Genomic DNA, 19,072 nt, shown 5'->3' with positions numbered 1-19,072 from the left:
CATGCCTTAATTGCGGAGTCATAAAAAGTACGAGGCACCTTCCAGTTCTATAGGAGGTGCCTTCATCATGTTATTTGGTAAATTCCATCACTTCAAAGGATTGAATTTTACTGAATGCTACATAATCTTTTCGAGCAGTAAAAGGCCCCTTGTTAAAGGTCTTATCGAACATATATGTTTCTTTGCCATGACCATCTGCACGTTCATTATACCAGTCGATGAAGTCCTGTACTTCAGATGCAGTTAGTTCAAATTCTTTTTCAAGGCCACTGATCATTTTAATAACAAGTAGTGCATTATCACCAGTTGGTTTAGGATCAGGATCAGTTGGCTTATCACCAATCAATGTGGCGTCATCTTCATTTGAAGTTGTGCTCTCTACGCCATTAACAATAGCAGTGACAACATAGTAATAAGTTACTCCTTTTTCAACGTTCAAATCGTCGTATGTAGTATTCGTATGATTTGTTTCGATAGTTTCGTATGGTCCGCCAGTTGTTGTAGAACGCTTAATCACGTATCCTGTTGCATCGTTAACAGAACCCCAAGTGAGTCTGATAGTAGGATCATTAGGTGAAGCGGTGAGGTTTAACGGTTCATATGGAAACAAAATTTCACCTGATTCATCAATATCAATAGCATCAAGACCCATTGAGGTATTGGAAGTACTAGTTCTATTGATAATTTCCACAGTATGTCTCGTGTTAGGCAAATCCAATATTTCAAACTTAAGCACTTGTCCAATATGTGGACCGTGTTGGGACATTTTAGTAACCATAACCCCATCAATGTAAACCTCAATCTCATCACTTCTATTAATAAATTGACCACAAATCAAACGTAATTTGGTACCAGTAAAATCGAATTTAATCTTATCACCAATTGTATTTGTAAATTTCTCAGAACCTTTGTATCCAACGTTAGTTGGCCCGTCATGAAAGGTACCTTCAAATATGATATTTGGAACATTACTACTATCAATTCTTTGCCATCCTGCTTCTGGTGCTGTTAATCGTTCTCCTAGAGTAGCAGCAAAAGCACTTGTTGAAAATAAAGAAATCATAATGAAAAACAATGAAAATAGCGTAAGATACTTTTTAGTATTTCCCAAATAATTCAACTCCTTAAGAATTAGTACAGCTAAACTGTTTTAATTAATGTATAAATCTTACAAGGTTGATTGTGGGAAATGTAGTCTTATGTTCGATTTTTTATAACAATATACTTAAGAGTTATTCCCTTATATCTATTTATTTTCGTTTTACAAAATATGTATATTGATATAAAGTTAACAAAGAATGGAAAAATATCAATATAGTGAAATCAATAGGAATAGATAGAGGAGGAACATGTGTATGAAGCAAAGTAGGACAAAAGGATTTTGGAAACGATTGTCGATTCTCTTGCTTTCATCTTTACTCGTACTAGGCAATATTGCAGATGAGAGTACACTGGTACAGGCGGCTGAGCAAAAATCAAAAAAGATTCTTTCAGAACAAGAGGCTATTGAATACGCTAAGAAATGGGTGACTATTCCCGAAGGCTATGAGTATGACTATGGAGAATACATCGAACCGTATGACGACTTTACACCTTATGCGGGATGGGGCCTTAGTTGGCATCATTCAGATAAATCAAGTGTCGGCTATAAAATTCATCCTGTCTCAGGGAACCTGTTAAGCTATCATCAATATGATGACAAAGACAGCGAAGCCCCTGGCCCTGTTACAACGAATAGCAAGCAAATTGCTCTTGAGGGAGTAATGAAGTTTCTCACAAAAGTCATTCCTTCTGAGGAACGAGCGAATTTAATAGAGCCAAATGAAGTCGATTACAAGAGCGACGGTACGTACTATTTTAAATTTCAGAGAGTAGAGAATGGGATTCCTTTTAAGGACAATTATATCGCTGTAACCGCGCGAGGAGACGGAAAGGTTCTGCGATTTAATCGATTATGGTATGAGGGGGAGTTGCCTGACGCAAGCCAAATCATATCGGAAAAGGAAGCGCGCGAGCTGTTGGAACAAAAAACGGAGCCAACCTTGTATTATGAGAGTTTTTCCAGTAGAGATCATGGGGAGAAATACATGTTAGTCTACGGTTACCTACCAACCGATCCGCAAATGGTAGATGCGATCTCAGGCGTGATGATCGATGGCGATGGGGCGGTGGCGAAACCAAAGCAACCGTTCAAGAGTTTGAAGGAAATGCCCGCTGCTTCAGCTCCAAAGGCGGCGAGTCATAAAGATGTAGCAATTACCCGTGAGCAGGCGGAGGCAAGCGCAATCCATCTCCTGCAAACGAAGCTCCGTCATCAGTTGGCAGATATTTATATGCTTGATCCACAGCCGTATGATGGAGGTCCGAGGGGGAAGGAGACGAATTGGCGGGACTATAAAGTGCATTTTGGATGGTTGAAAAATGGTATTCTGATTAGGTACGCAAGATTTGAAATAGCTGTCAACTCGTCCTCAGGCAGCAGTATTATAGGGGATGAGAAGCTTACCTCGCCCGTTATTCTCGACAATAACATGCAGAGAGTAGACCTGGCTTTTGCGAAAAAAACGGAGCAAGCCGTGAAAAAATCGCTCGAACTCTACTACTTGCTACCGGATTTAGACTTTAACGAGGTAGAGGAACCAAAACCGCGGCTTGTTTACCGCCTCAGCGGAGACAAAGGAGTTGTCGACGCACACACAGGAAAATGGATCAGTTCCTTAAAAGGTAAAGAATGAAAAAACGGCCGTCATTGGTTAGTCTTACCACTAACTCTCTGACAGCCGTTTTTTCTATTATGTCTACTGAGTGATTCCGAGCATTTGCTTCATATCTTCTTGGGCGTCACCAATCAACTGGATGTGGAACAAGTCTTGCAGTACTTGCAGAACCCCGGGCTGAATGAACTCAGGCAATTTTGGGCCAATCCGTATATCTTGTATCCCCAGGCTAAACAGACCGAGCAGGATGGCAACCGCTTTTTGTTCAAACCAGGAAAGAACGATACTTACCGGCAGCTCGTTCACTTCACACTCGAAGGCATCGGCTAATGCAGCCGCAATCGTAATGGTAGAAACCGAGTTATTGCACTGTCCCAAATCGATATATCTTGGGATGTCGGTACCTGGCACGGTGCCGAAATCTACATCGTTAAAACGGAATTTTCCGCAGGAGGTAGTAAGAATGACGGTTTCTGGCGGTAAGGACGTAGCCAATTCACGGTAATACTCGCCCCCCTTGCCAGGAGCGTCACAACCAGCGATAACGAAGAAGCGTTTGATCTGTCCTTCCTTGACTGCCTGAATGATTTCAGGGGCGATGCCGAGAACTGTTTTGTGATGATACCCGGTAGTCAATGTCAGTTCCGATTCGATGGAGACTTCAGGGAGAGTCAATGCTTTTTCAATGAGCGGCGCAAAATCGTTATCTACAATTTTCGTCACGTTCTCCAAACCGGTTATATCATAGGAAAAGAAACGATCGGCGTAGCTGCCTCGAATAGGCATCACACAGTTTGTTGTAGCCAATATGGCACCTGGAAATTTCTCGAACAATTGGCGTTGATCGTACCATGCTTTCCCGATGTTTCCTTTCAAATGAGGATATTTCTTCAGTGCGGGGTAGCCATGTGCGGGCAGCATTTCGGAATGCGTATACACATTGATTCCTTTGCCTTCTGTTTGCTTTAACAGCTCTTCGAGAGCAAACAGATTGTGTCCCGTAACAACGATGCATTTTCCTTCGATTTTATTTTGTGAGACTGTGATTGGCTGCGGGACTCCGAAATGATCCGTATGAGCTCGATCCAAAAGCTCCATGACTTTTATGGCGGCTTTGCCTACTTTCATGGCCATTTGCAAATGTTCATCCAAGTTAAAATTCACATTCGTCAATGTAAAATAGAGAGCTTCCTGAGTAATCCCATCCACTTCAGGATCGATATAGCCGAGTTGACGAGCATGTGTGGCATAAGCTGCAATTCCTTTTAAAGCAAAAATTATTGTATCCTGAATACTCGCAAGATCTTCATTCTTTCCGCAAACGCCGATGACCTTACAACCACCTGTTGGAGTCTGTTCACATTGATAACAAAACATGTATAATCCACTCCTTCGATTCAAGATTTCGCTTTGATTATAAGCGGATCGTCTGGAAGGAGCTGTGATTAAAATCACAACGAAACCAAACTTTGCCTCTTATCATAGTGGATGAAGAAGATTTCCCAAGTGAGGGGTGTTGTTTATGGTACGAAAATGGCAGTTGCCGTTACAGACGTTGAGTCTTACGGTCGGTTTCATGGTATGGGTCATTCTGTCATCGCTCATGCCTTTTATCAAAGAAACCGTACCCATGAGTGCAAGCGAAGTGGCGTGGGTGACAGCGATTCCTGTTCTTCTTGGATCGTTGCTGAGAATCCCTGTTGGATATTGGAGTAACCGATTTGGCGCGAGAATTTTATTTAGCATAAGCTTTCTCTTGCTGCTGGCTCCTGTTTTTTATATTAGCCAGGCGACCACTTATACAGATTTGTTAATCGGCGGGCTATTTATAGGGATAGGCGGGGCGGTGTTTTCCGTTGGTGTCACGTCTCTACCTAAATACTATCCGAAAGAAAAGCATGGTTCTGTAAACGGAATCTACGGTATGGGGAATATTGGTACAGCAATCACCACTTTTGCAGCGCCAGTTCTGGCTAAATCATTTGGATGGGCCACTACTGTACAGATGTTTATGCTATTGCTTGTGGGATTTGCTGTGCTTACCTTCTTGATGGGGGATAAAAATGAACCTAAGGTAGTGACTCCCCTTGGTCAACAGATCAAGAGTGTCTACAAAAACGAAAAGCTATGGTTAATCAGTTTGTTCTACTTTATTACGTTTGGTTGCTTCGTTGCTTTCACCGTGTATCTCCCGAATTTTTTAGTGAGCCATTTCCAATTGGATAAAGTAGATGCAGGGATGAGAACAGCAGGGTTCATTCTTTTGGCGACACTTGCAAGACCTTTGGGAGGCTGGCTAGGTGATAAGTGGAACCCCTTCAAGGCATTGATAATTGTGTTTGCCGGGCTCGCACTGTCTGGTATTGTCTTATCGTTTTCGCCATCGATTTTGATGTATACGGTAGGGTGCTTGATGGTGGCGACATGTGCTGGAATCGGTAACGGAGCCGTGTTCAAATTAGTGCCGATGTATTTCTCGCGGCAAGCAGGGATTGTAAATGGGATCGTATCTGCGATGGGGGGATTAGGAGGCTTTTTCCCGCCGTTGATCTTGACGATGTTGTTTAATTTGACCGGGCATTACGCGATTGGTTTCATGGCGTTATCTCAGTTTGCACTGGTAAGTTTGGTTTTGGTGATGTGGATGTTTTATCAAGAGAAGCTGCAGCTCGCCGCAACCATCATGGAAAAGACGGGAGAGGCGATACTGATTACCGATACACGAGGAGTTATTAAAAGTGCGAACCACGCTTTTACGAAAGTGACCGGTTATGAGATGAATGAGGTGATTGGCAAGTCCCCCAATATTTTAAAATCAGGCAGACAGGGTGCGGACTTCTATCAGAAGATGTGGGACTCGATCAAGAAGAATGGCTATTGGCAAGGAGAGATCTGGAATCGCCGGAAAAATGGAGATCAGTATCTCCAATGGTTAACGATCAGCGCGATTAAAGACGATGCAGGAGACGTCGAGTATTATGCTGGCATGTTCAGTGAGCTCGCGGAGCAAAGACATGGATAAAGAAGCTTGAATCACTCATGAAAAAAAGTCTTGGACGGACAAGTCCAGGACTTTTTTTGTGCACGAAAATATGTAGAGTTTGCTCACATTTGGCAAATATCAGGAGGGCAGTCATCACAATAAATCGCTTCTTTTAAATAGGCAAGGTCCTTAATCAAGATATGCCCGTGGGGAAGCAGATCGATAGAATCCTGTTTTTTCAGATCGGAAAGCATCCGGTTGACACTTTCTCTGGTCAGACCAATGAATTGCGCCAAATCACGATTGGTAAGGGAAAGGTCGATGAGGATTCCGTCGGGGTGTGGCTTGCCGTACGTGTTACTCATGCGGATGAGCGTTGAATACAAGGCGCCGATTTTGCCATTGAGTAGCAAATCACGAAATTTGGACTGCATCCGCCTGTTCATCAATCCCATCCAACGCAGGAAGTCTACGCAAAATTGACCGTTTTTGATGAGCATTTTTTCCAACCCTTGTTGAGGGATGATCCATATCTCACCCTCCATCAGCATGGTGCCTGTAGAGGTGTACGTTAATTCCTGTTCGAAGAGCCCGGAGACGCCGACTAGCTCTCCAGCACCAAACACTTGCAGTGTTAGTTCTTTTCCATCATTTGTGTTCTTTGTGAGCTTGATTTGGCCCGACGAAATTAAGAATAGCTGATCGGCTCTTTCACCATCCAAAAACAGAACGGCTCCGGGAACGAAATTTTTCCGAACAGAAAACGTTTCAAGGCTATTCACAAAATCGGAAGAAATCTGCTCCACAAACGTTGTGCCATTTCCGGTCATGTGGGGTCCCCCCTACAACAAGGATACAAAGGTAACTCATTATATCATCCGAAATCGATGGTTGGGGGTAGGTAAATCGTCCTGATTGTGGCAGTGGTGTGAGGTAAATCACAACCTGGGTTACGAGCCGTTGCTACAATGGTCTCGAGCGAAAGGAAAAAATGAGCAGCAGCAGGGAGGGTGTTGTATGAACTATCTATTTGCTTCCAAAGTGGCGAAGCGTGCTTTTATCATCATTGCTTGCTTGTTCGTCTTAAGTTACGTGGGAACACGTTTTTTCACGCATATTGATTTGGCGCTTTACGGCTATATGGTGGGGACGCTTGTCTTTATCGGAGGTTTCCTTTATCGATTTTCTGCTTGGGCAGATCGCCCGCCAACGAATGTCATTTTGAAAAAGGGGCTACGCCTTCTCTTTCGTAAAAACACGGCAAATACAACGGTGGATCATCTGGCCATCTATCGCTTTATTTGGAATCGGGGATGGTACCGCTGGACACAGCATATTTTGCTGGGATGGGGATGCATCTTGGCCGCGTTTGTCACCTTTCCGTTAGTGTTTGGCTGGATGTATTTCACGATGACGGACAATGGCTACTATCAGGTCGTGTTCATGGGTGTGGATGTTCTGACCGTACAAGCGGATGGCTGGGTTGCTTTTCTCTTTTACAACGCGTTGAACATTACTGCTTTTATGGTCATCGGCGGAGCAGTCATGGCTTTGTATCGCAGACACAAGAACATGCAGGCACGGGCTGAACAATCCTTTGTCTACGACTTTTTGCCTTTATACCTGCTACTGTTTATCAGCGTGACAGGCTTGATGTTAACCGCAAGCAACATGTTCTTAGGCGGCTTTGGGCACCCGGTCATTTCAGTCACGCATCAATTTGCCGTGATTGTGACGTTGATTTATCTGCCATTCGGAAAACTGGCTCACATACCGTTCCGTCCCATGAGTGTGTTTGCACGCAATTATCGCGAGCACTATGGGGAACAGGAAATGAAAAAGTGCAAAGTGTGCAGCAATGAGTTTGTTTCTGCGGAACAATCGGCAGATGTAATCAACGTGCTGGGTAAAAACGAAATGGCTTTTCAAATGGAAGAAGGATTCCACTTGGCTGAACTTTGCTTGCCGTGCCGCAGAAAATACCGGATGTTCCGCTTCACAGGAGTTCCTACGCACGAGATCAATGCCAGGGAGGCAAATCAACATGCCAAAGGATAAATTTTTTAAAGTAATGGAAAACAAGATACATCCGAACGAGAAATTGGTCAGCACGCACTGCTGCTACTGCGGTATGCAATGCGGGATGAACCTGCGTGTAGATACAACGACGAACAAGATTATCGGAGTGGAGCCACGGTACGATTTCCCTGTCAATCTGGGTAAGATGTGCCCAAAAGGGGTGACGGCCTATCAGCAGGTGAACCATCCGGATCGAATACAGCGGCCGTTGATTCGAACAGATGCATCATTAAAAGGCACGGCAGAAGGTTTTCGGGAAGCGTCATGGGAAGAAGCACTTGACTTGATCGTTTCCAGGTTCAAGGAGTTACAGCACAACTATGGCAAAGATACCTTGTCTGTTTACTCTGGCGTTTCCATGACGAACGAAAAATGCTACCTCACGGGTAAGTTTGCACGGGTCGCCCTGCAAACCCGCTATATCGACTACAACGGACGCTTCTGCATGTCCTCCGCTGCGGCCGGATTGAATCGAAGCTTGGGGATTGACCGCGGTTCTACTGTTCCGTGGACGGACATTCACCAAACAGACTGCTTGTTTTTGGCCGGTTCAAACGCGGCTGAGTGTCATCCAACCAGCATGTTCCGTATTTGGGAAGTGCAAAATCGGGGCGGCTATCTGATCGTAGCTGATCCAAGGGAAACGCCTTTGGCACGTCGAGCTGATATCCACCTGGATCTGCGACCCGGTACAGATTTGGCGCTGGCAAACGGAATCGTTCATCTCCTGATCAAGAATGGGCATATTGATGAAGACTTTATTCGAAATCATACGAATGGTTTTGAAGAAACAAAAGAACTGGTTGCTACCTTCACACCAGATTATGTCAGCGAAATAACAGGGGTTTCGGTGGAGAAGATTGTGCGGGCTGCCGACATTTTCGGGAGAGCACCCGAGGCGATTGTGATGTTTTGCCGTGGTGTGGAACAGCAGTCGAAAGGGACAGACAACGTATCGGCCTATACCAACATGTCGCTCGTCACAGGAAAGATTGGCCGTCCAAAATCGGGTGTGGCAACCCTTACTGGTCAAGGAAACGGTCAAGGTGGGCGGGAACACGGGCAAAAAGCCGACCAATTGCCTGGCTACCGCAAGCTCGACAATCCTGAACATGTGCGTGAAATAGCATGTGCCTGGGGCATTTCCCCGGAAGAGATGCCGCAGAAAGGTGTCTCTGCCTATGAGATGTTCCAGTTGATGAAGGATAAAACGATTCGCAGCTTATACTTACTCTGCTCCAATCCGGTTGTAAGTGCGCCAAATCTAAACCATGTTCGGGAGTCCCTGAAAAGTCTGGATTTTATGGTTTGCTGCGACTTTTACTTGTCCGAGTCGGCTGAATACGCCGATGTCGTTCTTCCCGTTACGACTTGGGCAGAGGACGATGGAACGACTACCAATCTAGAAGGACGCATCATTCGTCACCGTCAGGCACAGGAATGGTTTGCCGAATCCAAGCCTGACTGGTGGATTCAGATAGAAATCGCCAAAAGAATGGGGCGCGGACAATTCTTTACTCACTTGAAGTCTCCTCAGGATATTTTTCATGAAATACGTCAGGTCTCCAAAGGCGGAATAGCTGATTATTACGGGGTCACCTACGAGAAAATTGATCAAAACAATGGTGTTTTCTGGCCGTGCCGTGAAGAGGATGACGAGGGGCAGCCCCATTTATTTCTTGATAAAAAATTTTATCACCCGGATGGCAAAGCCAAAATATGTGCGTTGCCTTACCGCCCGCCAGCGGAGGAGCCGGATGAAGAATATCCTTTGCGGTTAACTACGGGACGAGTTGTGTTCCACTATTTGTCCGGGAACCAGACAAGACGAATCCCGTTTTTGAAGGACATGTATCCTGATCCTTTGCTAGAGGTTCACCCAAAAACAGCGACACGTTATGGCATTGAACACGATGAGCTGGTCACTCTGAAAACGAGAAGAGGCGAGGCGCAGTATCGCGTGAAAGTTATCGAGGCCATTCGAGAGGATACGGTGTTTATCCCGTACCACTGGGGAAAAGCACAGTCTATCAATCTGCTGACCAACCCGGCATTGGACCCTTACAGCAAAATGCCTGAGTTTAAAGCGTGCGCCGCGAAAATTATCAAGCACAAACATGGAGGAGTTCGCCATGGGTAAACAAGTCTTATACATCGAAATGGATAATTGCATCGGGTGTCGAAGCTGCTTGGCGGCGTGTACACAGTGTGGAGGTCACGACAACCGAAACCGAAACTACGTACTGGATGTGGACCCGTTTATCAACAGACAAACGATTCCTCTCATGTGCTTCCATTGTGTCAATCCTGCTTGTGCCCGTAGCTGTCCTGCTCAGGCGATTCAAATCGCAGATAATGGGGCCGTATTGTCAGCTTTGGTAGAGAAATGCATCGGTTGTCAAAATTGTACGATTGCCTGCCCCTATGGGATTCCCAAATTTGATGAAGAACAGAATCTCATGTACAAGTGTGATCTATGCTACGACCGTACGAAAGAGGGAATCCCGCCGATGTGCGCTTCGGTTTGCCCGACAAACACCTTGCAGTGGATGGAGGAAGCAGAGCTGGAAGAAAAGCGGGCACAGATTCCTTTGGCCAATGGCAAATGGACTGCCAGCCACGACCCGGATGTGCTCGAAGGCGAAACCAATGTGAAAATTAGCCTGCCTGGCATTCTGCAGGGCAAACAGAAGCTATTCTAGAGGGGAGAAATACCTTATGGAGAACGAGAAAAACCGCCCAATTCCGTTGAAGGATGACAATTATACACATAACATCAATCGTTCCAATGAGCGTAGTCTGGATCGACGGAGCTTTATGAAAACAATGGTAGGAGCAGCCGGTCTTTTCGCGGCATCTACTCTGCCATGGGGGGCATTAGCTGCCAAGGAGCTGATGAGTTCATCCAGCAAGTCGTATCCCACACAAAAAATCGCGAATCTCAGCGATATAAAACCCGGAGATGCGATTGAGTTTAACTATCCAGGAGAGCATGACAGCGCGTTGTTCGTATATGTGAAGGAAAAGGAATATAAGGCGTATCAAAATGCATGTACCCACCTGCGTTGTCCGGTATTTTGGGACCGAGATGAGAAAGAGCTGCTATGTCCTTGCCATCATGGGAAATTTGATATCGCCACAGGTAAGCCGCTCGCTGGTCCTCCAAGAAGACCACTTCCGGAAATTGTGCTTCAAGAGAAAGATGGAGCCGTATACGCTGTAGGGGTGAAGAGATATGAAGAGCAGCTATAGAGGTGTCATCCTATTAGCACTGATCTTGTTCGCCAGCATTGTGTGCACCCAGTACACAGTCAATATGTATTTTGCACAGCGGTATATGGAGGTGCTATTGCTCAGCGGTGCAACGGTAGTGTTGTTCCCACTGGCATGGATGGTATTGAGAAAAGACCAGCGAGATCGAAGAGAACAAGGGAAATAATCCGGGGAAGGAAGAGTGATCAGTTGCCATGAATCCTAGTAAGAGAACGATTGCCGAGCTTCACCAGGAGCTGCCTTCCTTGGTGGATAAAAAAATGGGGATACTCATTCAAGATGTAGCGGATGATGCCGAACCACACAGTCCGGCTCTCTTGGAAAGGCAACTGGCAAAATGGGAGATCACGGAGGATGAGGAGCATCTGCGACTCTATTTTAATCCTTGCCAGTTTGTTGCGATTCCCATCCAGAATGGACCTGTTGTTTTTTCGCAAGAGGATGATTGTATTCGAATGGTTGCTAGGGACGATCGGGGACAGCTAGCGTACCATATTTCTTTTGGTAACTAACTTCCACTCGTAGATGGAGGGATTGTAATGGGACCACCGCCTATAGGATGTATGGGGATGATGCAGGAGTTTGAGGGGCGAAGGAAGCTGTGTCCAGCTCTGGAAAAATTGAAAGACGAGCACCAATCATTAGCTGAGCAGATGAACGATCTCGTACATCTAGCAAATAGCCTGAAATCTACTGCCGAACCTACGAAAAGAAAGAAAGGCTTAACAGAGCTTCATGAGCTGGCGTCCTTGTTTCGGGCAGAACTGGAGAAACACTCCAGACGCGAGGAAGAAGACCTGTATCCTCTGATGGCTAACTATATCGAACGGGAGATGGGACCGATTGCTGTCATGGAGGAAGAGCATGATCTCATTCATGAAAGCCTGATGTCATTCATGCGAATCGTTGAAATGGAAAAGTCTGAGCCTGTTGAAGTAGAAGCTGTCCACATTCATTTGCTGAAGTCAATAGAAATACTCATGGAACATTTTTTTAAAGAAGAGAGTGTGCTGTTTCCGATGGCAGAATACGTATTGAGTGACGCAGAGAAAGAGCAGTTGCGAGTACTGTTTCAGGATTAGAAATCATGTCGCCCTTCTACTGGTAAAAGTGGGAGGGTGATTTTATTTTCCAATTATATTCTTTTGAGGAAAAATGTGCAGGTTTCTGCAGTCATTTGTCGGTTTCAATCTTATGAAACCAATCATTTACTAGTAGGGATTAAATAGAGGAGGAGGTGTTCTAAGTGCCGATTGTGAAACCGTATTTAACCTCATTGAGATTTACGTCTACCATGGGTGCTGGAACTGGTACTGGTGCTACGTTTGCCATTGCGGCAACAGCCTTTACCAATGATGCGGGCGCTGCTGCGACTGCATTTCCTGGTACGTATGCTTTTTACAATCTCTACATTAACGGGGTAATCCAGGCAGGTAATACTTCCACAATGACAACGACAGCGATTACGATTCCAGATGGAGATGCCGAAAATGATGGTACACCCGTAGTTGTAGAGTTTGTCGTTAACTAAGGTGAATAGGATGGTGGCCCCAGGTGGATAGAATGTGCCTGGGGTTCGAAGCATTTCGAGAAAGGACGAGTGATTTCATGAGGCACTATGTCACACAGTCATACACAGTGAGGAGACAGAGTCTGCAAATCGTGCCGCCCTGCCCCCCATGCCCATGTACGCCTGGTTTAATACGAACAGAAACCTATCAGTATACAGCAATTTCAGATGGAGTCAAAAACATGTATACCAACAGTGATGCTGTCATCTTATTCAGTACTTCCGGGATACTGGACCCGAATGAAGTTTCTATTGTGAATCTTTTCATCAATGGAATGCTACAACCTCCCAATGTATACACTGTCCAGCCGGGAGTTTTGATTCTGAGTGACATTCCTGTACAAGGAGTTCCACTTATTCTTCAGTTCATCAAGATGATTACCTCATAAATGGTAGCTTCCACCTTGGGAAAAGGTCATGTCATACATACATGATATTTTCCTTCCATGTTGTGCCCTTGATGGCGTACACAACGCACACCAAGAAGGGTAGGCGAATATCATGGCGATATCGACTGAATTCGTAACAGGAGGTATTTTCCATGTATCCGAGATACCCATATTACAGTTACAAGACTACTTGCGAAGAGACTCCCCTCACGTTTCCGCCGCAGCATCAGGATCGACAACCGGGGATGGAATACTTGATGGTCCCGCGGCCGATTTTCGATAATCCTCACTATATCGGAAGCGGAAAGCTTCGGGGAAAGGTAGCGATTATAACGGGTGGAGATAGCGGGATTGGCCGTGCTGTAGCCGTTGCGTTTGCGAAGGAGGGGGCAGTTGTAGCGATTCCTTATTTGGATGAGCACATCGACGCCGAGGAGACCAAGCAAGTCGTTGAGTATTACGGAGGGCAATGTTTGCTGCTGCCGGGAGACTTGCGCGACGAGGCTTGGTGTCGGGAGGTGGTACGCCAAACGGTTGGCTGTTTTGGCAAATTGGATGTGCTTGTATTGAATCAAGGCGTACAGTTTCCACAAGAAAGCATCCTCCATATAAGCCGCGAGCAACTGGAAGACACGTTTCGCACCAACCTTTTCCCCCTTTTTTACATCACCCAAGAGGCATTGCCGCATTTGCAGCCAGGCAGTTCCATCATTAGTACGGCATCGGTTACTGCTTATGCTGGTCATCCGCAATTGGTTGATTATTCAGCAACCAAAGGGGCCATCGTCTCCTTTACCCGCTCCTTGTCCCTTCAATTGGTCAAGCAAGGCATCAGGGTGAATGCAGTTGCTCCCGGTCCAATCTGGACGCCGTTGCAAGTATCCAGCTATTCCGCAGAGTACATCACGACCTTGGGTGTCGACACACCGATGCGTCGCGCAGGGCAGCCGTTTGAGCTGGCTCCGACCTATGTCTACCTGGCCTCGGATGATTCGGGATATGTCACGGGCCAGGTATTGCATGTCAATGGTGGAACGATAACAGAAACGTAGCAATGAATCAAAAGTCTCTCGTCTTCGATTTGGCAGGCAAGATCGCTTGCTCTCCTTTTTCATAGAAAGCAAGTAAAGTATGGACAAAACTCAATCTTGGCACGATCATATAGACGGCCAAGGCAGACCCAATGCTGATCAGGGCACCCACGATGACATCTGCCGGATAATGAACACCTACCAAAATGCGAGAAAGACCGACACAAGCAGCAAGTAGCATCCAGAGTGGCCCCGTCGTCTTTCTAAAAAGCCAGTAGGTCATGCAAAAGGAAAAAAACAGGATCGTATGGTCGCTGGGAAACGAATTGTCGACTGCTTTTTGAACCAATTGATTGACGTTCGCAAGCTCTGCAAATGGCTGATTATTCGCATGTAAGCTGCCGGCTACTTTCCCGAATAGCTCAGCGATGACAAACGTAAACGTCGCACAAAGGACCATGATGCGATTCTCATGTTTTCTCGTAAACCAGTACACCAAAGCACTCAACGTCAGAATAAACACCGTATATTCCGCTACGTAAAAAGCCACGGGATTCAGAGCCGGATACTCTTTCCCCAAGTCATTAATCAAGCGAAAGTAGTGAATGTTGATTTCCATGCCATTCATTTTTGGTGATCCTCCTTTACATGTAACAGGAGAATCGTAATCGATAAGAGAAAAATGGGAAATTGATTTACCTTACGAAATATTACAGGGTTGTAAGGTTGGTTTCGTAGCATCAAGAAAGAGACGGCTGAACCGTCTCTTTTTAATTGGACTCATTCTGTTTTGGGATAGATGTCTTTTTGGATAGCCTTTAATTTTCCGGCACGATCCATGGTTACGTTGATGTAATGATCCGGGGAAGTGTAAATGACAAGAATCTGTGTCTTGTTATCCTGGACAGTAGAGGTCTGGATCTGTGAGAACTTGTATTTTTCTGCCTGTTTTCCAAACAAAAGTTTGAGATGTTCCTTGCCTTTTTTGATCGCTTTCTCATCACCTAAAACTTCTTTCGAAGAGGGAAGTCCGTTTTGGATGGCGACACCGATCAGCTCTCCTGTACTTGCGTTTACATGGACAACTCCGAAGTCTGGGGCAGTACCCTCCGGTGTGCTCGACAAGATTACTTCGAGACGTTCGATAGGACCCGAGGTGGTGACGACGTTCTCTTTTAAGAGGGAGGTGATGTGATAGTTCTTCAGGTCAGGGATGACTTCTTTGATGTGATTCAGAGTCGCTTTTGCTTTTTGATTCAGATCTTTTATGGAAAGCTCTTCTATCTTGCTCGCAGTTACAGTTGCTTTCGCTTTGTGGGAAGAGGCTGCTGCGGCTTCGTTTGACAGAACAGGTGTGTTTGGCAAAAGGAGTGTCGCTATCAGGGTGAATGCTAGTGCCTTACGCTTGGTCATTTTTGATCATCCCCATTAATTGTCAATTGGGTGTACATGGATTAATACGGAAAGAGATTCGTAAAAGTAACGGTATAAATTGTGAAAAATTTATTACAGGACGAACAAAGGGAGAAAGTGTCGAAAAATAGTTTTGAAATTTTATTTCAAATCTGACAATTCATATTGATATTTTATTTCAAGTGTCTATAATACAAAATATGTAATCATTTACCAAAGTCACACTCGTTTGTAAGCGCTTAACAAATTCATGGGCAAAAGGGGTGGTTTCGTGTTGAATGGCGGGTTGCTGCGCATCCGCGAATCGTTGCACAATATCAAGCGTTCTGAACAAAACGCTGCGCATTACATCTTAGCCAATCCGGATGAGGTGATTCGTCTTTCCATCAAGGAGCTCGCGGAAAGAAGCGAATCCAGCCAAGCTGCCATCATACGCATGTGCAAAAGTATCGGTGTAGATGGTTTTCAGGAGTTGAAAATCAGAATAGCGGGTGATCTGCAATCGTCTACCGCTCAGGATGAATACAAAGAGATTCTTCCCGATGCTGATATGTACACCTTGATTGAATCGGTTTCGCTCAACAACATCCTCTCCTTGCGGGAAACGATCAAAATTTTGGATACAGAAGCAGTGGAGAAGGCGATTGGAGAGCTGTTCCGAGCCACTCGGATTGATTTTTACGGAGTGGGTGCTTCGCAATTGGTTGCCCAGGATGCCCAACATAAATTTTTACGCATCAATAAAATGTGCACCGCCCATTCGGATTCCCACTTGCAGCTTACTTCGGCAGTCACCTTGACGGCTGGTGATGTGGCAGTTGGCATCTCAAATTCGGGGGAAACCTCGCAGATCATAACCACGATGAAACAAGCCCGCAAATCGGGTGCTGTGACCATCGGCATTACCAAATACGGCACGAACTCCTTGGCGGAATGCGTGGATCTTCACTTAACCACGTTTTCAACAGAAGCGGATGAACGCAGTGCCGCCACTTCCTCACGAATCGCACAACTCAATGTGATCGACATCTTGTTTAGAGGTGTTGCTGCCAAAAATTACGACGTCTCTGCTGCGTACTTGCGCCAGACGCGTAAAGCTGTTCGGGAGCAATACAAATAAGCAAATCCTCCTGAGAATACACAAACTTCTGCCTTTATCCTTTTATCCTTACCAGTCAATAAAGAGTCCCTTACCTTCACCGTATCCACATGTGCCTAGTAGTATGTTAGGCGTTTAGAAATATCATTAGCTATGCAAGTTTTTTTACTTCATGCAATTGGGGAGGTTTTCCATGAAAAAGAAAAGGTTTCTCTCAGTACTCGGTTTGATTGGCTTAGCCGCGGCATTGCTTATTTCCGGATGTAGTAGCCAGTCCTCCACACAGCAGGGGGACAAAGTCGAATTGTATATGGGCTACAGCTCTGATCCGCCCACGAAGAAAAAGATGGAAGAAATTATTGCAAAATTCGAACAATCACATCCGCACATCAAAATTAAAACGATGACCGCTCCTTATGATGACTTCTATCAAAAGCTGACGACTCAGATCGCGGCCGGGAATGCGCCTGATCTTTGGCAGAGCGACGGGACAAAAGTATTTGGTTACGCCCAACGTGGCGCGATTCTCGACATCACCGACTACGTCACGAAAGAAATTAGCAAAGATGAGCTCAACGGTCTGGAGTTCAACAAAGACTCCGAGGGGAAGTATTGGGGTGTGCCGCAGGGCATCCAGGTCGGAGCCCTTTTCTACAACAAGGATTTGTTCGACAAAGCGGGCGTGCCATATCCTACGGCTGACTGGACCTGGGATGATTTGAAGGCGGCTTCTGTCAAGCTGACCCTCGATGCCAACGGGAAAAATGCAGACGATCCTGCTTTTGATAAAAAATCAGTGAAGCAGTACGGCTTCGCGTTTTTCGGTAGCTCACGCGGTGCGTTTAACATCTTGAAAGCGTATGGGGGCGGGGTACTGGACCCGACGTTGACAAAATCGATTATCAACAGCCCGGAGAACAAAAAAGCGGTCGAGTGGATGGTAGACGGCATGCAGCGCAAGCTATTCCCGAATCCTGCTGATTTGAAGGCGTTCCAAAGCAACTTCAAAGCGTTTTTGAGCGGGGCTGTGGCGATGCAAATCGATATTTACGCAGCAACAACCTCGATGAATGGTGCAGGGTTGAATTACGATGTCGCTCCTATGCCAAAAGGACCGGACGGCAAACGCTTCGCACCCGTAATCGCCAACTCATGGGTCATCAATAAAAAAGCAGAGGAAGAGAAGGTCAAGGCCGCTAAAGAATGGATCACCTACTGGACGACATCAGATGAAGCACAAAAAGAGTGGACAGAAGTAGGGGAAGCCATTCCAGTGAAAAAATCAGTGGCGAATTCCGAAATGTTCCTAAACCCAGCCACGAAGCCGGAAAACAAAAAAGTGTTCCTCGATACCTTGGAGTTCGCAGGCACGATTGATACCAACGCTGTCTTTACCGAGTGGGTGAAGGTGTTCACGGATAATCTGGCGGAGCTGTTTATGGATAAATACGGAACGGATGAATTCATTACGAAAACAGACCAAGGGATTCAAAAAGTTCTGGATGACTTCTTCAAGAAGCAGTAGTCATCTATCAGTGAGGATGTGTGACAACCATGCTAGAGCTGCAAACCAAGCAACAGGCGAAGTCTGCTGTGAAAAAGAGAAAAGGGTTGGATAGCGAGGGGAGATGGGGACTGCTCCTGGTCTCCCCTTATCTTATCCACTTTCTCGTGTTCGTCGTGGGAACATCGGTCGCTTCATTGTACTTCAGCTTTTCAGACTACGATATTTTAAATCCGCCTAAATGGACGGGCTTGGACAACTATGCAAAGCTGTTTGAAGACCCGCTGTTTTATCGCGCGTTATGGAATACGGTCTATTTTACGATCCTGTACGTTCCGGCCAAAACGTTTTTGGCGTTGCTGTTAGCAGTGGCCCTGAATCAAAAGTTGAAGGGCTTGAAATTTTTCAGGATGGTTCACTTTTTGCCGGTTATCTCCTCATGGACGGTGATCGCGTATGTAGCGGATGCGGTATTTAACCAGCGGATCGGTTTTGCCAATGCTTTTCTGTCTAAGCTTGGGCTAGCCCCGCAAAACTGGCTGATTGATGAATTCTGGGTCATCCCGGTCTTGGTTCTCATCGCCATCTGGAAATCAGTCGGCTACATGATGATTATTTTTCTCGCTGGGCTGCAAGGAATTTCTTCTGACATGTACGAGGCAGCCTCGATTGATGGAGCCAACGCTTGGCAAAAGTTTTGGCGGGTGACAGTCCCGATGATTTCCGGCACGACGTTTCTGGTCGTCATTTTGAATACGATTTACTCCTTCCAAAACTTCGAGCAGATTTTTGTCATGACCGGGGGCTCTACAGAGGCAGGCTCGACAGGTGGTGCGAATAACGCTAGCCTCGTCCTGATGCTGTTCATGTTCCGCCAAGCATTCAGCTTTTTCAAAATGGGCTATGCCTCTGCCATCGCGTGGGTGTTGTTCCTCATCCTGCTTGCCATTACGCTCATCCAATTCAAGCTCCAAAAGAAATGGGTTCATTATGATTAAGAGGCAAGGAGGTAGC

At 45.8% G+C, this 19,072-nt stretch carries 20 protein-coding genes; 15 read left to right on the top strand and 5 right to left on the bottom strand.

The features are described 5' to 3' along the window. Positions 1 to 70: 70 nt before the first annotated feature. Complete coding sequence (locus AB432_RS30580) at positions 71 to 1,111, bottom strand: fibronectin type III domain-containing protein (RefSeq protein ID WP_162630265.1); 1,041 nt, start codon at positions 1,109 to 1,111, stop codon at positions 71 to 73. A 244-nt stretch (positions 1,112 to 1,355) separates the two neighbouring features. Between AB432_RS30580 and AB432_RS24410 the strand changes: the two genes are divergently transcribed. After that, entirely contained in the window at positions 1,356 to 2,735 is a 1,380-nt protein-coding gene (locus tag AB432_RS24410; protein WP_048034499.1) for a YcdB/YcdC domain-containing protein, read from the top strand. 63 nt (positions 2,736 to 2,798) lie between these two features. On the opposite strand, the gene hcp is transcribed toward AB432_RS24410, so the two are convergent. Continuing rightward, entirely contained in the window at positions 2,799 to 4,094 is a 1,296-nt protein-coding gene (gene hcp, locus AB432_RS24405) for a hydroxylamine reductase (protein ID WP_048034498.1), read from the bottom strand. A gap of 145 nt (positions 4,095 to 4,239) precedes the next feature. Here hcp and AB432_RS24400 point away from each other — a divergent pair, with 145 nt between their 5' ends. Continuing rightward, positions 4,240 to 5,739, top strand: a complete 1,500-nt coding sequence (locus tag AB432_RS24400; RefSeq protein WP_048034497.1) for a nitrate/nitrite transporter — start codon at positions 4,240 to 4,242, stop codon at positions 5,737 to 5,739. A gap of 83 nt (positions 5,740 to 5,822) precedes the next feature. Here AB432_RS24400 and AB432_RS24395 read toward each other — a convergent pair whose 3' ends face one another. Further along, positions 5,823 to 6,530: a Crp/Fnr family transcriptional regulator gene (locus AB432_RS24395; protein WP_048034496.1), complete on the bottom strand. Its 708-nt coding sequence runs from the start codon at positions 6,528 to 6,530 to the stop codon at positions 5,823 to 5,825. A 187-nt stretch (positions 6,531 to 6,717) separates the two neighbouring features. On the opposite strand from AB432_RS24395, the gene AB432_RS24390 reads away from it, so the two are divergent. From AB432_RS24390 to AB432_RS24345, 10 genes are all read left to right on the top strand, one after another. Next, entirely contained in the window at positions 6,718 to 7,758 is a 1,041-nt protein-coding gene (locus AB432_RS24390) for a hypothetical protein (protein ID WP_048034495.1), read from the top strand. Then, positions 7,745 to 9,919, top strand: coding sequence for a molybdopterin oxidoreductase family protein (locus tag AB432_RS24385; RefSeq protein ID WP_048034494.1), 2,175 nt, complete (start codon positions 7,745 to 7,747; stop codon positions 9,917 to 9,919). The genes AB432_RS24390 and AB432_RS24385 overlap by 14 nt, the downstream gene beginning before the upstream one ends. After that, on the top strand, positions 9,912 to 10,481 hold the full coding sequence (locus tag AB432_RS24380) for a 4Fe-4S dicluster domain-containing protein (protein ID WP_048034493.1): 570 nt from the start codon (positions 9,912 to 9,914) through the stop codon (positions 10,479 to 10,481). Before AB432_RS24385 ends, AB432_RS24380 begins: the two co-directional genes overlap by 8 nt. A 16-nt stretch (positions 10,482 to 10,497) precedes the next feature. Beyond that, positions 10,498 to 11,031, top strand: a complete 534-nt coding sequence (locus AB432_RS24375; RefSeq protein WP_048034492.1) for a Rieske (2Fe-2S) protein — start codon at positions 10,498 to 10,500, stop codon at positions 11,029 to 11,031. Beyond that, positions 11,015 to 11,218: a hypothetical protein gene (locus AB432_RS24370; RefSeq protein ID WP_048034491.1), complete on the top strand. Its 204-nt coding sequence runs from the start codon at positions 11,015 to 11,017 to the stop codon at positions 11,216 to 11,218. The genes AB432_RS24375 and AB432_RS24370 overlap by 17 nt, the downstream gene beginning before the upstream one ends. Positions 11,219 to 11,246: 28 nt before the next feature. Next, a complete protein-coding gene (locus AB432_RS24365) occupies positions 11,247 to 11,564 on the top strand; it encodes a hypothetical protein (RefSeq protein ID WP_048034490.1) in 318 nt (105 codons plus the stop codon). Positions 11,565 to 11,621: 57 nt separating this feature from the next. After that, entirely contained in the window at positions 11,622 to 12,134 is a 513-nt protein-coding gene (locus AB432_RS24360) for a hemerythrin domain-containing protein (protein WP_235617544.1), read from the top strand. Between the two features lie 164 nt (positions 12,135 to 12,298). Beyond that, positions 12,299 to 12,583 (top strand): DUF4183 domain-containing protein, encoded by a 285-nt coding sequence (locus tag AB432_RS24355; RefSeq protein WP_048034488.1) that lies wholly within the window; start codon positions 12,299 to 12,301, stop codon positions 12,581 to 12,583. 32 nt (positions 12,584 to 12,615) lie between these two features. Beyond that, positions 12,616 to 13,011, top strand: a complete 396-nt coding sequence (locus AB432_RS31375) for a DUF4183 domain-containing protein (protein ID WP_327378089.1) — start codon at positions 12,616 to 12,618, stop codon at positions 13,009 to 13,011. Positions 13,012 to 13,163: 152 nt separating this feature from the next. Further along, positions 13,164 to 14,063: an SDR family oxidoreductase gene (locus AB432_RS24345; protein WP_048034487.1), complete on the top strand. Its 900-nt coding sequence runs from the start codon at positions 13,164 to 13,166 to the stop codon at positions 14,061 to 14,063. Positions 14,064 to 14,070: 7 nt separating this feature from the next. Here AB432_RS24345 and AB432_RS24340 read toward each other — a convergent pair whose 3' ends face one another. Together AB432_RS24340 and AB432_RS24335 are read right to left on the bottom strand one after the other, a co-directional pair. After that, positions 14,071 to 14,670 carry an undecaprenyl-diphosphatase gene (locus AB432_RS24340; RefSeq protein WP_048034486.1) on the bottom strand — a complete coding sequence of 200 codons (600 nt, stop codon included), beginning with the start codon at positions 14,668 to 14,670 and terminating at the stop codon, positions 14,071 to 14,073. 152 nt (positions 14,671 to 14,822) lie between these two features. Next, positions 14,823 to 15,455, bottom strand: a complete 633-nt coding sequence (locus AB432_RS24335; protein WP_048034485.1) for a hypothetical protein — start codon at positions 15,453 to 15,455, stop codon at positions 14,823 to 14,825. A 250-nt stretch (positions 15,456 to 15,705) separates the two neighbouring features. On the opposite strand from AB432_RS24335, the gene AB432_RS24330 reads away from it, so the two are divergent. The 3 genes from AB432_RS24330 (at position 15,706) to AB432_RS24320 (ending at position 19,056) form a co-directional block, all read left to right on the top strand. Next, complete coding sequence (locus tag AB432_RS24330) at positions 15,706 to 16,575, top strand: MurR/RpiR family transcriptional regulator (protein WP_235617542.1); 870 nt, start codon at positions 15,706 to 15,708, stop codon at positions 16,573 to 16,575. A gap of 172 nt (positions 16,576 to 16,747) precedes the next feature. Beyond that, positions 16,748 to 18,079 carry an ABC transporter substrate-binding protein gene (locus tag AB432_RS24325; protein WP_048034484.1) on the top strand — a complete coding sequence of 444 codons (1,332 nt, stop codon included), beginning with the start codon at positions 16,748 to 16,750 and terminating at the stop codon, positions 18,077 to 18,079. Positions 18,080 to 18,108: 29 nt separating this feature from the next. Next, entirely contained in the window at positions 18,109 to 19,056 is a 948-nt protein-coding gene (locus AB432_RS24320; protein ID WP_048034483.1) for a carbohydrate ABC transporter permease, read from the top strand. The last annotated feature ends 16 nt before the right edge of the window (positions 19,057 to 19,072 follow it).

Source organism: Brevibacillus brevis, from assembly GCF_001039275.2.
Classification (GTDB): domain Bacteria; phylum Bacillota; class Bacilli; order Brevibacillales; family Brevibacillaceae; genus Brevibacillus; species Brevibacillus brevis_C.
Note: the sequence above shows the minus strand (reverse complement) of the source record. Positions and strands in the feature narration are given on the sequence as shown.

Excerpts from the sequence above, each read along its gene's own strand:
- AB432_RS24410 (WP_048034499.1), top strand. The coding sequence starts at position 1,356 with ATGAAGCAAAGTAGGACAAAAGGATTTTGGAAACGATTGTCGATTCTC.
- hcp (WP_048034498.1), bottom strand. The coding sequence starts at position 4,094 with ATGTTTTGTTATCAATGTGAACAGACTCCAACAGGTGGTTGTAAGGTC.
- AB432_RS24400 (WP_048034497.1), top strand. The coding sequence starts at position 4,240 with ATGGTACGAAAATGGCAGTTGCCGTTACAGACGTTGAGTCTTACGGTC.
- AB432_RS24395 (WP_048034496.1), bottom strand. The coding sequence starts at position 6,530 with ATGACCGGAAATGGCACAACGTTTGTGGAGCAGATTTCTTCCGATTTT.
- AB432_RS24390 (WP_048034495.1), top strand. The coding sequence starts at position 6,718 with ATGAACTATCTATTTGCTTCCAAAGTGGCGAAGCGTGCTTTTATCATC.
- AB432_RS24385 (WP_048034494.1), top strand. The coding sequence starts at position 7,745 with ATGCCAAAGGATAAATTTTTTAAAGTAATGGAAAACAAGATACATCCG.
- AB432_RS24380 (WP_048034493.1), top strand. The coding sequence starts at position 9,912 with ATGGGTAAACAAGTCTTATACATCGAAATGGATAATTGCATCGGGTGT.
- AB432_RS24375 (WP_048034492.1), top strand. The coding sequence starts at position 10,498 with ATGGAGAACGAGAAAAACCGCCCAATTCCGTTGAAGGATGACAATTAT.
- AB432_RS24370 (WP_048034491.1), top strand. The coding sequence starts at position 11,015 with ATGAAGAGCAGCTATAGAGGTGTCATCCTATTAGCACTGATCTTGTTC.
- AB432_RS24365 (WP_048034490.1), top strand. The coding sequence starts at position 11,247 with ATGAATCCTAGTAAGAGAACGATTGCCGAGCTTCACCAGGAGCTGCCT.
- AB432_RS24360 (WP_235617544.1), top strand. The coding sequence starts at position 11,622 with ATGATGCAGGAGTTTGAGGGGCGAAGGAAGCTGTGTCCAGCTCTGGAA.
- AB432_RS31375 (WP_327378089.1), top strand. The coding sequence starts at position 12,616 with ATGTGCCTGGGGTTCGAAGCATTTCGAGAAAGGACGAGTGATTTCATG.
- AB432_RS24345 (WP_048034487.1), top strand. The coding sequence starts at position 13,164 with ATGTATCCGAGATACCCATATTACAGTTACAAGACTACTTGCGAAGAG.
- AB432_RS24340 (WP_048034486.1), bottom strand. The coding sequence starts at position 14,670 with ATGAATGGCATGGAAATCAACATTCACTACTTTCGCTTGATTAATGAC.
- AB432_RS24335 (WP_048034485.1), bottom strand. The coding sequence starts at position 15,455 with ATGACCAAGCGTAAGGCACTAGCATTCACCCTGATAGCGACACTCCTT.
- AB432_RS24330 (WP_235617542.1), top strand. The coding sequence starts at position 15,706 with ATGGGCAAAAGGGGTGGTTTCGTGTTGAATGGCGGGTTGCTGCGCATC.
- AB432_RS24325 (WP_048034484.1), top strand. The coding sequence starts at position 16,748 with ATGAAAAAGAAAAGGTTTCTCTCAGTACTCGGTTTGATTGGCTTAGCC.
- AB432_RS24320 (WP_048034483.1), top strand. The coding sequence starts at position 18,109 with ATGCTAGAGCTGCAAACCAAGCAACAGGCGAAGTCTGCTGTGAAAAAG.